This is a genomic window from Bacillus sp. UNCCL81 (assembly GCF_900112535.1).
Lineage (GTDB): Bacteria > Bacillota > Bacilli > Bacillales > Bacillaceae_G > Gottfriedia > Gottfriedia luciferensis_B.
The window spans coordinates 108,044-120,884 of sequence record NZ_FOMF01000011.1; the positions used below are offsets into that span (position 1 = coordinate 108,044).

Here is a 12,841-nt window from a genome sequence, read left to right on the forward strand (position 1 = left end):
TTATTCAAACTTCGTATCAGCTTTTTTGTATTTAACTTCATAGAAACGAAGTAAATCTTTATAAATAATTGAGTTTGAATACTCAAGTGATTTATTTGCTTTTGCTAAGTCTTCTTTAGGTGGTTTTTGTCCTTTTAATTCTTCACCAGTATTTGGATCATACATCTTCTCACCAGTGTAAATATATTTATCAGTAACAATTGTACCATCACGGAAAACTACAAAGTTTTTGTGTTTAGGAGAGAATATATCATTACCAAAGTTGATAGATGTTTTATTTGGATCTTCACCTAATAAGTTTAAAATTGTCGGTTTAACATCAATTTGACCTGCAACTTTATGAATTGTTTCACCCTTAGTTTGTCCAGGTACGTGGATAAAGAAAGGTACTTTTTGTAATTTAACATGTTCTGCAGGTGTAATATCTTGTCCTAATACTTCACTCATTGCACGGTTATGGTTTTCAGAAATACCATAGTGGTCACCATACATTACAATGATTGTATTATTATATAAACCTTTTGCTTTCATTTCTTCAATGAAATGTTTAATTGATTCATCTAAATAGCGTACTGTTGTTACATAATTATCAACAGTCTGGTCTCCAGTTTTTAAACGTGGAATCATTAAATCCTCATCATTTAATTCGAATGGATAATGGTTAGTTAGTGTAATCATACGGTTGTAGAACGGTTTAGGCTCTGCTACCATTTTATCTACTGCTTGTTCAACGAAATATTTATCTTTTAGTCCCCAGCCAATTGAAGTAGCTGCAGATACTTTAAAGTCAACTTCATTATAATAACGATCGTAACCTAGACTAGGATACATCATGTCACGGTTCCAGAACGATTTATTATTTGAATGCATTACTGAAGTGTAATAATTTTGATCCTGTTTAAGGATTGCTGGTGTTGCAGTAAACGTATTACCACTGTTTGTAAAGTAAACAGCACCACGATCTAGTGGGAATAAACTATTATCAATTAAGAATTCAGCATCAGATGTTTTACCTTGTCCAGTTTGGTGGTAAAAATTATCAAAATAATAACTTTCTTTTGTAAATTTATTTAAGAAAGGAGTAATTTCTTGTCCATTAATTTTTCGTCCAATTACGAAATTTTGTAATGATTCTAATGAAACTACTACTACGTTTTTACCTTTATATTTACCATGTAATTGTGCATTCACACCTGTATCGTTAGCACGAATAAAGTTTTCGATTCCTGCTAATTCACTATCATCAGCCATCGCTTTTTGAGCAGATGTTTTTGATTGAATAACCATATCATATAAATGATAATTGTATAATCCTAAGAATTTAACAATGTATTCTCTATCAAAAGAACGTGTTAATAATTGTGGGCGTTCAGTTTCTGCTAATCCAAGGTTAACTAAGAAAATAGCAACCGCTACTAAGAAATAAGCTGTTCTAGCTTTCCCTTTAATGTTACCAGTAGTAAAGAATTTTTTACCCCAGAAATAATTAACCGCAATTAAGATAAAAATATCAGAAAAAGCTAAGATTGTTTTATAGCTGATCATTGCTTTAACACTTGAACCTAAATCCCCAAAGTTTCGAGTCATAAATAAAACTGGAATCGTTACGAAATCGTCAAAGAATGAATAATAAGCTGTATCAGCTACTAAAATAAAGGACATGATTATAGTAATCCAAATAACCGCTCTATTTCGTTTTGGTCCTTTTGCAAAAAGAGCTATACCTATAAATATTAATAATGAAGATATAGGAGCAATTATTAAGATAAATTCTTGCATTGAATTTTCAATTTCTAAATCAAAATAAAATTGGCTTAGAATAGTTGCTTTAATCCATAAAAGGAATACAGCAAGTAACGGGAATCCAAAGTTTTTAATAAACTTTTTCCACATATTCTGTTCCTCCTCTTTTTTAGACTATTAATCTATTTTATCTATTATAAAAAAATGTTTGTCATTTCACATATCTATTTTATTGGCATTTAAATACCAAGAATTTTTAAAATAATTCATACAATTATTAGCTACTAAATGTATGAATCTAAAATTTTATTTGACGTTACCTTAGTTTTTTTTCTAACGTCATTCAATTTATCATAAACTAGTTCCGCCGTCAAATAACTAATTTTTTTTTCAATTCAATACTATAAACATAATAAGGTACTTCAATTAGAAGTACCTTAAATTTAAGTTAAATTTCATTAGTAATAAATTTTTTTACTAAATATGCTGCTCCAATTGCTCCTGCATCGTTCCCTAACTTGGCAATTGAAAGTTTTGTCGAATCTCGTACTGTTGTGAAAGCAAATTCGTCAAAATATTTCTTTAGAGGTTTTAATAACAGTTCACCTGCATTTGATACTCCGCCGCCAATAATGATGTTTTCAGGATTTAACGTATTTCCAACTCCAGCTAATACTAAAGCAAGATATCTCATTACATGATTAACGATTTCTTCTGCAACTTCATCACCATTTGAATAAGCTTCAAAAACATCCTTTGCTGTAATTGGTGAATCATTCGACATTTCTTTTAAAACTGTCTCTTTTGTCGTATTTTGTAATTTCTCGTTTGCTATTCTTGCAATTCCTGTAGCTGAAGAAATTGTTTCTAAGCATCCCGTTTTTCCACAGTTACATAATACTCCATTTTCAAGTTGTACTGTTATATGGCCAATTTCACCCGCAGATCCACTAATTCCATGTGCAACGTCCCCGTTTACAATTACGCCTCCACCGACTCCTGTTCCAAGCGTAACCATTACTACATCTTTTGCTCCATTCCCAGCACCTTTCCACATTTCTCCAACAGCTGCGATATTTGCATCATTATCGACAATTACTGGAATACCTGATTCCTTTTCTAGAATGTCCTTTAAAGGAAAATTAACCCATCCTAAATTTACGGCTGCAAATATAAGTCCATCTTCTAATCGAACCGAACCTGGAGCTCCAATACCAATTCCAGCGATATCTTCCTTTGTTTTATCCATCTGTTTAAGCTTGTCTTCAATTGCAATTGTAATTGTTTTAGGAATATGCTTACCACTATCAGATTTATCTGTTGGTACTTCCCATTTATCGATGAATTCCCCGTTATTTGTTAATAATGCCAATTTAATGCTTGTACCACCTAAATCTACACCAACAATCATTTTAGCCATAATGCCTTCTCCCTCCGCAGTGAAATCGTTTGCAATAAATTCTAAAAAAAACGATTTCTTCAAACCGTTTTATTTTTTATTTCATCCATCTCTTTTTTTAAGATCATGGTAGCAATTTGTAAATCTTTACTTTCAAGTATATTCGCTAAAAATAATTCTTTTAGCTCATCTTGCATTAACATCAAGTCAGCTAATCGATCACCTGTATAAATAAAGGTGCCATAACTCTTTAGAAATTGTTGAATATCATATACGGATTTCATACTTAACTCCTATTATTTTATCTTTCTAAACATGTAATAAGTATAAGTTGGAAACGATTACTCGTCAATGTGAAATACCAAACAAACCATATATTTTGTAGGCATTTATAATTATTTTTTAGGCTTCATTACTTCTTCTAAAGCTAAATCATTCTTATATAAATATGTAGCGTATTTTATCCCGAGATATCTTATATGCCATGGTTCATAATTGTATTCAGTAATATCTACTTTGTCCTCTGGATAACGAATGATAAATCCAAATTCATGTGCATGGTCTGCAAGCCAAGTACCTTCTTTCGTTTCTCCAAATCCTTGTTCAAGCTTGTTACCGAAGTTTGGAGATGATACATCTATTGATAAACCAGTTTGATGTTCGCTTGTACCAGGAACTGCACTAAAAGATTGAGTCCAATCTTCACCATGAATTTGTACATAATAATTATATAAGCTTTTTTGTCGATCAAAAGAGCGATATGCGGAAACTGGAGTAAGCTTTATGCCATCTGCTTCAGCTCTTTCAAATAATTTTTCTAAAGCATGAGCTGCCTCTTTCCTCATTAATGTCTTATCTTTATTTACTCCATGTAAAGGAACGACCGGGTAAACTAAATCAGGGGGTTCATACCCATCTGGTAGCTTTCTTTCTTTATTAACTAATACTAAATTAGATGTAGGATTCGTTACAGCTAATAATCCATTCTCGGCTTCGATCGCTGTATCATCGTAATTAGGAAATTTTATCGAAGTTTCTTTAGGCTTTCTTAGATGATTAATAAAAAATTCTTGGTTTCCAAAAAATAGAGCTAGTCCAATAATGAATATTACGATTAATACCCATGCGTACTTACTATTTATTTTTTTCAAAATTACCTCCTTAATTCTTTTTGTTACTTTTACAATATAAAAAGTTGGCATATTTTTCAAATAATCTATACAATAAGACCTCTTTCAAATAGAAAGAGGTCTTGTTGTCTAATTTATAAAACAGGTGCCATTGTTTTTCTTAATGTTTCTACAGAGTTTTTAAACTGACGTTGCTCTAATTCATTTAAATCTAGTTCAACAACTTCTCGAATTCCACCACGATTAATTACTGCTGGAACGCCAATGTATATATCGTGTTCTCCATATTGTCCATCTAAATATGCAGAAACCGTAATAATACTATTTTCATTTTTTAGAATCGCTTTCGTTAATCTTACTAAGCCCATTCCAATTCCATAGTATGTTGCACCTTTTTTCTTTATAATGTGATATGCTGCGTCACGTGTATTTAAAAAGATTTCATCAAGCTCTCTTTGGCTGTATTTTGGATTTTTCTTTAATACATGGTGTACTGGTGAAGTACCAACATTTGTTTTAGACCAAACTGGTAGTTCGCTATCACCATGTTCACCGATAATATAACCATGGATATTTCTTGCGTCAACATTAAAATAATCACCAAGCATATATCTAAAACGTGCAGTATCTAAACTAGTACCAGATCCGATTACTCTTTCTTTTGGCAATCCTGAAAATTTCCAAGTCGCATAAGTTAAAATATCTACTGGATTTGTAGCAATTAAAAAGATACCGTCAAATCCTGAAGCCATAATGTCTCCAACGATTCCTTTAAAGATAGCACAATTTTTTGCAACTAAATCTAAGCGAGTTTCTCCAGGCTTTTGAGCTGCTCCAGCTGTAATGACGACTAAACTCGCATCCTTACAATCACTGTAATCTCCAGCCCAAATTTTTGTTCGAGAATCTACAAAAGGCAGGCAATGACTTAAATCCATTGCGTCCCCTTCCGCTTTATCTTTATTTAAATCAATCATAACTAGTTCTTCGGCAACACCTTTATTTAACATACCAAAAGCATAACTAGCTCCAACTGCTCCTGTTCCGATAAGTGCGACACGATTTATTTCTTTGTGTAACATAATATCCACCTCATTTGTGTAATTAAAGTGTAAGTAACTGGGACTTCTATATTATATATGTATTTTCACTCAAAGTTTGTGAAACTTTTTACAAATTTGTTACAATATTAGTCCAATACAAATTTAAATTTTTTACAACAAGAATCTAATTCTGTCTTTACCTATTTTCAAACAAATCGTGTCGCATTATTCACTTATTAAATCGCTTCTATTATTCTTGATTCCGTTAAAACCAACGGCATCTTAATGTCATGTTTTTCTGTTGGTAATTCATCAATAATTTGAATGTCATAAGCTAAGGCTAAGAGTTGTTTATTATAATCTTCTAAGTAGCGATCATAATAACCACCACCATATCCTAGTCGTTCACCATTTTTTGTATATGCTACTCCAGGAACAATTATTAGATCAATACGTTCTTTTCTTATTTCCTCGCATTTTTCTTCGATCGGCTCTTGTATTCCAAAATAACCTTTCTTTAAATCATCAAATGAATTGATTTTGTAAAAATGCATTTTTCTAGTCTCATGGTTGCATTTAGGGACAACAACTGATTTATTCATTTTCCAACAAGCAGTGATTAAGTACTTAGTATTTATTTCATGCTCCATCGGCATCGTTGTTGCTATTATGTCTGCACTCTTCATTTGTTCAGTATTTAATAATTTATCTATAATTTGTTTCGACTTTTCGTCTCTTTCCGAAACTGAAATATTTTTCAAGTTTTTCATCATAGAATTTCTAATTTCTTTTTTTTCCATAATATTGGCCTCCTTAGGTCAGAATCGAGTTTTCTAAAGTAAGTTTTACTGATATGTATTCTAATTAAAATTATAAGTATTTAAATATAAAAAAACAGTAGGAAAATTCCTACTGTTTACTTTGTTTCGCGATGAACTGTAACTTTTTTAAGTCTTGGGCAATATTTTTTAAGCTCAAGACGGTCTGGGTTATTACGTTTATTTTTAGTAGTGATGTAGTTACGATCTCCGCATTCTGTACATGCTAATGTAATATTTACGCGCATTTTATTTTCCCTCCTGACATAGTGACATAATCAGACTTGTATATAATAACATTCTTTCGCGATAATTTCCATAGTTTTTATTGATTCAATGTATTTCTTTTGATATTTTTTTTATTGAATTATGTACAAACTTATTCTCATAATTCAGAGTATATTTTTGAAAGACAGCTTGATGATGTAATACACTGCCTGAATCGATTCGAATATTAGAACTAATCGACACATATGGGCCAATTACACAGTTCTCTTCAATCGTAACATCATTTCCAATAATAACGGGAGAAACAATCTTAACATTATTATTTATCGTTACATGCTCACCTAGAAAGATTCTCGGTAATATTTGAACAGCAGGAATAGGTAAGTTTAATTTCTCTTCAATCCAATCTACGTTTAGCTTCGCAAATCTTCTAGGTGTTCCATAATCAATCCAGTAACCTTTTAAATGAAAAGCATTTAAATAGATATTATTTTTCAACATTAATGGAATCAGATCATTACTAATGTCAAAATAACGATTTTCTGGAATTAGATATAATAATTCAGGATTTATAATATAAATTCCAGTATTAACTAATTTACTAATTTCACTACCTTCATTCGGCTTTTCTATAAAATCGATTATTTGTCCATTTTTTACTTTTACATTTCCGTATGAACCACACTTGTCAACTTGTTTTACAATCATAGAAAATTTACTTTTACTTTCTAAATGAGTTTTTAATGCATCTCTAATATCACCGTCAAATAAAATATCACCATTCACTAATAGAAAAGGTTCATGAAGAAAATGCTTAGATAGTCTTAAACAACCAGCAGACCCTAAACTTTTTTCTTCTATAATATAATCAATTGAAACATTTTTTAATTTCATTGCATTGATCGTCTCGATTATAGCTTGGGACATATAATGAAGCTGAATAATAAATTCATTAAACCCAAGTCTAGTTAAATGTAATATTAAATGCTCAATTGCCGCTCTATTTGCGATTGGTAATAGTGGCTTAGGAATGTTGTTAGTAATTGGTAAAAGCCTTTGACCGTATCCTCCAGCTAAAATAACAACCTTCATTTATTACCACCTCAATATCTTATACTAGTTAAAGAAGTATGCTTAATATTACATAAATATGACAAAAGGGCATTCAGGTAAATTTTGTCTGAACACCCTTTTATCTTATTTGACTGTTTTATTGATTTAATAAATAATGTTTCCCTTTAACTAAATAATAAATATTCTCTGCAATATTTGTTGCATAATCTGCAATTCTTTCAAGATATCTACAAATAAATGCCATTTGCATGATATTAGATACATGCTCAGGAGAATCTGCAATGCTTGACATTAGTGTTCTAACAGTTGTTCCATATAATTCATCAACAATATCGTCAATTTCACCAATCTCTTTAGCTGCTTGTAAATCCTCTGTACGATATGCTTCTGAAGCTTTTGTTAACATGTCTAAGCCAAGTTCATGCATTTTTTCTATATTCTCTAATGGTAAGTTTTCTTGACGACTACGAATACGAATTGTCGATTTTGCAATATTTACTGCATAATCTGCAACTCGTTCAAGATCATGAGCAATCTTGATAGCAGTTAAATTTCTTCTTAAGTCGACAGCAACTGGTTGTTGTCTTGTAATAATGACTAAAATTAATTCATTTACTTCTTTTTCTAATTTATTGATGCGATCATCTTCGTCAATTACTTCTAAAGCTAGTTCAATATTTTCAGTACGAAATGCCTCCATACTTTTAATGACTGCTTTTTTTGTTTTCTCAGCTAATTCGATAATCATTTCTTGTAATGATTTTAAGTCTGCTTCAAATTGATTTCTCATCTCTTTTTACCTGTTCCCTTCTATTATCCGAATCGTCCAGTAATGTAGTCTTCAGTACGTTTATCTTTAGGTGTTGAGAACAGTTTATTTGTATCTGAGAACTCAACTACTTCACCGCTTAAAAAGAAAGCAGTTTTATCAGAAACACGAGCTGCTTGTTGCATATTATGCGTAACAATAATAATACTAAAATCTTTCTTTAAATCATGAATTAACTCTTCAACTTTTAATGTTGAAATAGGATCTAGCGCTGACGTTGGCTCATCCATCAAAATGACATCTGGCTCGATTGCTAAACAGCGTGCGATACATAAACGTTGTTGTTGCCCTCCTGATAGACCAAAAGCATTCTCATGTAAACGATCTTTAACCTCATCCCAAATTGCTGCGCCTTTTAAACTTTTTTCAACAATCTGATTTAATGTGGCTTTGTCTTTAATACCATGTATTTTTGGTCCATATGCAACGTTTTCCCAAATTGATTTAGGGAATACATTTGGTTTTTGGAATACCATTCCTACGCGTGTTCTTAATTCTTCTACAGGATAGTTTTTATCGAAAATATCTTGTTCGCGGTAAAGAATCTTCCCTTCTGTTCGAACTGTAGGAACTAACTCAACCATACGATTTAACGTTTTTAAGTAAGTTGATTTACCACAACCACTAGGTCCAATAATCGCAGTAACTTCATTCTCATAAATACTTAAATTTATATTTTTTAATGCTTTATCTTGTCCATACCATAAATTTAAATCTTGAGTATCATATACAATTGATTTTTTCACGTTTGTATTTGTCTCTTCAAGGTCATCATTTTTAATAATATTCTCTCTATTTAATGTCATTGTCATAACTTTCGATCCCCTCTCATCCTAAAGGAAGCTTTCTATTTTTGATATATAAAATATTAACTAAACAATAGATAAACTTTATAATCGTTAAAATTCATTAGTACTTACATGAATAATCATATTCTCAAACTATTAAACCTGTTTTAACCGAATGTAAAGATTATGTAAATACGTTCAGAATGTGCAGGAGGGGTGTAGAAAAGGAGATTTCCAAATAAAAAAGAGAAGGGTTTAATCCCTTCTCTTCTTATTGATTTTTATTTTGAGTATCTTGGTTATCTTGACTATTTTGATTGTCTTGATTATCTAAAACGTCTTTTGGTTCGTCATTATAAATTGATTGTCTTTCTTTTTTCAATTTAAAATATTCATCCATAATATCTCGGCCAATGTATTTATTTACTGGCGCTTGGTCAGTTTGTAACCAAGGAACTACTACTACAAAGGCAACTTCAGGATCGTCATATGGAGCATAACCCATTAATGTCTCATTATAAGTTTTTACAGGCCCATTGTATTTTTTACGATCTGGACCATCGTATACCGATTGGGCTGTACCTGTTTTACCGGCTATTTTATAGTCTACGCCTATGAAGTATTTGTGAGCAGTACCACCAGTCTCATTATAGACTTTGATCAAACCTTGTTTAACATGATCGATGTATGATTGTTTCATATCGATTCGATTTAATACTTTTGGTTTTACTTCTGTTCTAATAACACCAGTATCTTCACCTATAGAAGGCTGTCTTATTTCTTTTGCAACATGCGGTTGAATTCTATAACCGCCATTAGCGATTGTAGATACATATTGAGCTAATTGAAGTGGCGTATAAGTATCATACTGCCCGATCGCCATATCTAGAAGGAAACCTGGACTTTTGTCTACACCTTTAAATCCAATTGCTTCATTTGGTAAATCAATTCCCGTTTTAACACCAAGTCCGAATTGACTGAAACTATTTCTGAATGTATCAAATGCTTTTACGTCGATATCTAAAGGCTTATTCTCTACGTAATGTGCATGTCCAATGGCCATAGCCGTTCGGAACATATAAACGTTTGATGAATACTTTAGTGCATCTAAATCATTAATCCATCCGAAGTTTTTATATGACGCTTTTACTGGTGTACTTGCAATTTTAATCGGTGTATCGAATTGCCTTTGACCTGGAGTAATTGCCCCTGTTTGATAACCAGTTAAAAGAGTTGCACCTTTTACTGTTGAACCCATCTCATAAGATGAAGTAAGATTTCCTGTTGCGTAGTCGACAACTTTATTTTTGCCTGTCTTTTTGTCTTTAACAATTTGCTTTCCTGACATAGCTAAAATTTCACCCGTTTTTGGGTTAATCATCGTAACAAATGCTCTGTCTAAATATCGACCATTTGACGTTGCTTTTGCTTGTAAAAGCCTATCTTTAATTATTTCATCAACCTTACCTTGAAGTTCCATATCAATTGATAGTACTAAATCACTTCCAGGTTCCCCTTCTGTAATCACTTTCGTATCAACAACATTTCCATTCGAATCAATAACATTTTGTGCCTTACCTTTTGTACCACGTAAAACATCTTCATATTGCTTTTCAATATAACTTTTTCCAACTCGATCATTACGGTCATAACCACGCGCTAAATAATAATCGACATTTTGAGCAGGTAATCCTTCTTTTTCAGAAGTAATATTACCTAAAATTGTTCGGAACGTATCACCATAAACATATTTTCTTTCCCAATTTGTCGTTACATCCACACCTGGAAGCTGGTCCAAATGTTCACTAACTGTTGCATATTCTTTTTCAGTAACTCCCTCACTTTTAATTGTTTGTGGAGTTAGTGCATAACCAGCACTCATTTGCTTGTAAATTGCAAGGATCTGTAAGTCATTTGCACTAAGTGAATTAATATTAGCTGCTGTGATTTTATCAAGCTGTAAATTATAGTAAGCTTTATTGTAAGCAGCGTCATCATCTTTATTTTGAGCTTTTAATGTTTTATCTTCTTCTTTTGATACTAATTTTTTTGCATCTTCAGGATTTGTTAATAACCAATAATCTTTTTTATCTCGTTCAGTTATTTTATTAGTTGGCATCTTTAGGTAACTTTTTAACTTTGTAGCCATTGTTAATAACTCACCTGAAGTTGTCCCTTTTTTTCTTGTATACGTAATTGTACGTAAAGGCGTATTATCTACGACAACCTTTCCGTTACGATCTAAAATTTTCCCCCTTGGTACAGCTTGATCGACCGTCATATTTTCTGTACGCTCTAATTCTAATTTATAGTCTTCACCTTTAACAATTTGTACGACACCTAATCTTAGAATTAAAAAAGAAAATAAGACAAACACAAGAAAAAATAGTGTATTCAGTCGTGTTGGTAATGTAATTTTATATTTCTTAGGCTTATTCATTTTTTCTCCTCTTTTTTCTACAATTACTAATTCTACATATAAATATTTTAATGATTTGGAAAAGGAATCACTGCTTAGTTTTTGACAATTTAATGACAATACTTAAGCATGCTTATATTCTAATTTCCTCATTACGAAATAGACCAAAAAGTGTCCTGCACCAAATAAACACATTAATAATGGAATAACTTGTTCGGGTTGGAATAGTGATGTACACACAATGAAGACGGCAATAGAAAACATTCTACCGCTATTTAAATACACTTCACGTATGACGATATATTCCACTCTGTATTCCCTGGCCTTATACGATTTTCCTATTATATCATATGTTAAAGATAAGTAAGGTACTAAAATGATTGGATATGCTAAAGAAATTATTGCACCGTAAATAATTAATAAAGGAAACGAAACTTTAAAAGCGATTACAAAAACGGCGCAAAATAGTAAAAAACCACCAATAAACATAGCTTTCATTCTAAAATTTTCTTTTATTATTCTTGTAACAATATAATAGGTAATAAAACTAATTAACGATGTAATTAATCCGTATTTCCCTAAAGCAAATTCACTTCCAGTTGATAAGAAAATATAAATTGAAATAACAAACATAAAAATCCCTTCACGAATCCCCTGAAAGAAATTAGCATAAGTTACTTTCCGCCAATTTTCATTTAATTTTCTTTCCTGAATGACACGCTTAATATTGAACTCACTATCAAGTTCCCGTCTAACTAAGAAGCAACTTAAGACCACTGCACATATAAATAAAATAACAGCAGCAAGAAACACAAAATGATAACCTTTATTTCCAATCATTGAAGAAATAATTGCTCCGGCTATAAATGGGCCAAGCATTCCCGTGAACGAATTAATTAGCCCTAAAAAACCATTAAAAAATTGTCTAGTTTCAGGTTCAGTAACTTCAAACGTTAATAAGTTAAACGCCAAATAGTAACATCCATTTCCAATTCCTAAAATCGCTCCAATCAAAATTGTTGCTAATAATGTCTTCGTTTCGAAAAGTAAAACGACTATGTAGAATATTGCCAAAAAAGAAATACCCGCCCTTAAAATGACTACTCGATCAATTGTTTTAGCTAATCTGCCTGCTATAACGAATGTAAGGGCTTGAAAAAATGCGATCGAAAATTGGTACGAAGCAATTGGTAAATAATTATTTGATTGCTTCCACAAATAAACATTTACAAATGTGCTAGATAAAGCGGTCGCTAGAGTAAACAATCCACCGACACTTAGTAAAAGAATTAAATCTTTATTTAAATCTACGTCACCTAATAAAAATTTCCACTTACTCATAATAAACTCTCCTTTGTCTCATGAACTAG

General features: G+C 31.6%; 12 protein-coding genes. All 12 read right to left on the reverse strand.

Annotated features, from left to right (window positions below; genetic code table 11):
• The 12 genes from BM319_RS20355 to BM319_RS20410 all read right to left on the reverse strand — a co-directional run bounded on the left by BM319_RS20355 (window position 1) and on the right by BM319_RS20410 (window position 12,812).
• Entirely contained in the window at window positions 1–1,893 is a 1,893-nt protein-coding gene (locus tag BM319_RS20355) for an LTA synthase family protein (RefSeq protein WP_069034126.1), read from the reverse strand.
• A gap of 298 nt (window positions 1,894–2,191) precedes the next feature.
• Window positions 2,192–3,166: an ROK family glucokinase gene (locus tag BM319_RS20360; RefSeq protein ID WP_091024441.1), complete on the reverse strand. Its 975-nt coding sequence runs from the start codon at window positions 3,164–3,166 to the stop codon at window positions 2,192–2,194.
• Window positions 3,167–3,222: 56 nt separating this feature from the next.
• Window positions 3,223–3,426 carry a YqgQ family protein gene (locus tag BM319_RS20365; RefSeq protein WP_069034128.1) on the reverse strand — a complete coding sequence of 68 codons (204 nt, stop codon included), beginning with the start codon at window positions 3,424–3,426 and terminating at the stop codon, window positions 3,223–3,225.
• A gap of 111 nt (window positions 3,427–3,537) precedes the next feature.
• A complete protein-coding gene (locus tag BM319_RS20370) occupies window positions 3,538–4,293 on the reverse strand; it encodes a M15 family metallopeptidase (protein ID WP_069034129.1) in 756 nt (251 codons plus the stop codon).
• Window positions 4,294–4,406: 113 nt separating this feature from the next.
• On the reverse strand, window positions 4,407–5,354 hold the full coding sequence (locus BM319_RS20375) for an L-lactate dehydrogenase (RefSeq protein WP_069034130.1): 948 nt from the start codon (window positions 5,352–5,354) through the stop codon (window positions 4,407–4,409).
• Between the two features lie 197 nt (window positions 5,355–5,551).
• Window positions 5,552–6,115 (reverse strand): 5-formyltetrahydrofolate cyclo-ligase, encoded by a 564-nt coding sequence (locus tag BM319_RS20380; RefSeq protein WP_091024422.1) that lies wholly within the window; start codon window positions 6,113–6,115, stop codon window positions 5,552–5,554.
• Between the two features lie 116 nt (window positions 6,116–6,231).
• The gene (gene rpmG / locus BM319_RS20385) at window positions 6,232–6,381 is read right to left on the reverse strand and encodes a 50S ribosomal protein L33 (RefSeq protein ID WP_056475024.1); all 150 of its coding nucleotides are present in this window, start codon (window positions 6,379–6,381) and stop codon (window positions 6,232–6,234) included.
• An 85-nt stretch (window positions 6,382–6,466) separates the two neighbouring features.
• Window positions 6,467–7,453 (reverse strand): nucleotidyltransferase family protein, encoded by a 987-nt coding sequence (locus tag BM319_RS20390; protein WP_091024424.1) that lies wholly within the window; start codon window positions 7,451–7,453, stop codon window positions 6,467–6,469.
• Window positions 7,454–7,571: 118 nt separating this feature from the next.
• Window positions 7,572–8,225, reverse strand: a complete 654-nt coding sequence (gene phoU, locus BM319_RS20395) for a phosphate signaling complex protein PhoU (protein ID WP_069034133.1) — start codon at window positions 8,223–8,225, stop codon at window positions 7,572–7,574.
• Between the two features lie 23 nt (window positions 8,226–8,248).
• A complete protein-coding gene (pstB, locus tag BM319_RS20400) occupies window positions 8,249–9,070 on the reverse strand; it encodes a phosphate ABC transporter ATP-binding protein PstB (protein ID WP_091024444.1) in 822 nt (273 codons plus the stop codon).
• 253 nt (window positions 9,071–9,323) lie between these two features.
• Window positions 9,324–11,492: a peptidoglycan D,D-transpeptidase FtsI family protein gene (locus tag BM319_RS20405; protein WP_091024426.1), complete on the reverse strand. Its 2,169-nt coding sequence runs from the start codon at window positions 11,490–11,492 to the stop codon at window positions 9,324–9,326.
• A gap of 102 nt (window positions 11,493–11,594) precedes the next feature.
• Window positions 11,595–12,812: an MFS transporter gene (locus BM319_RS20410; RefSeq protein ID WP_091024428.1), complete on the reverse strand. Its 1,218-nt coding sequence runs from the start codon at window positions 12,810–12,812 to the stop codon at window positions 11,595–11,597.
• Window positions 12,813–12,841 lie beyond the last annotated feature (29 nt).

Bases quoted from the DNA above. Each gene is read 5' to 3' on its own strand.
- BM319_RS20355 (WP_069034126.1), bottom strand. From the start codon at position 1,893: ATGTGGAAAAAGTTTATTAAAAACTTTGGATTCCCGTTACTTGCTGTA.
- BM319_RS20365 (WP_069034128.1), bottom strand. From the start codon at position 3,426: ATGAAATCCGTATATGATATTCAACAATTTCTAAAGAGTTATGGCACC.
- BM319_RS20375 (WP_069034130.1), bottom strand. From the start codon at position 5,354: ATGTTACACAAAGAAATAAATCGTGTCGCACTTATCGGAACAGGAGCA.
- BM319_RS20380 (WP_091024422.1), bottom strand. From the start codon at position 6,115: ATGGAAAAAAAAGAAATTAGAAATTCTATGATGAAAAACTTGAAAAAT.
- rpmG (WP_056475024.1), bottom strand. From the start codon at position 6,381: ATGCGCGTAAATATTACATTAGCATGTACAGAATGCGGAGATCGTAAC.
- BM319_RS20390 (WP_091024424.1), bottom strand. From the start codon at position 7,453: ATGAAGGTTGTTATTTTAGCTGGAGGATACGGTCAAAGGCTTTTACCA.
- phoU (WP_069034133.1), bottom strand. From the start codon at position 8,225: ATGAGAAATCAATTTGAAGCAGACTTAAAATCATTACAAGAAATGATT.
- pstB (WP_091024444.1), bottom strand. From the start codon at position 9,070: ATGACATTAAATAGAGAGAATATTATTAAAAATGATGACCTTGAAGAG.
- BM319_RS20405 (WP_091024426.1), bottom strand. From the start codon at position 11,492: ATGAATAAGCCTAAGAAATATAAAATTACATTACCAACACGACTGAAT.
- BM319_RS20410 (WP_091024428.1), bottom strand. From the start codon at position 12,812: ATGAGTAAGTGGAAATTTTTATTAGGTGACGTAGATTTAAATAAAGAT.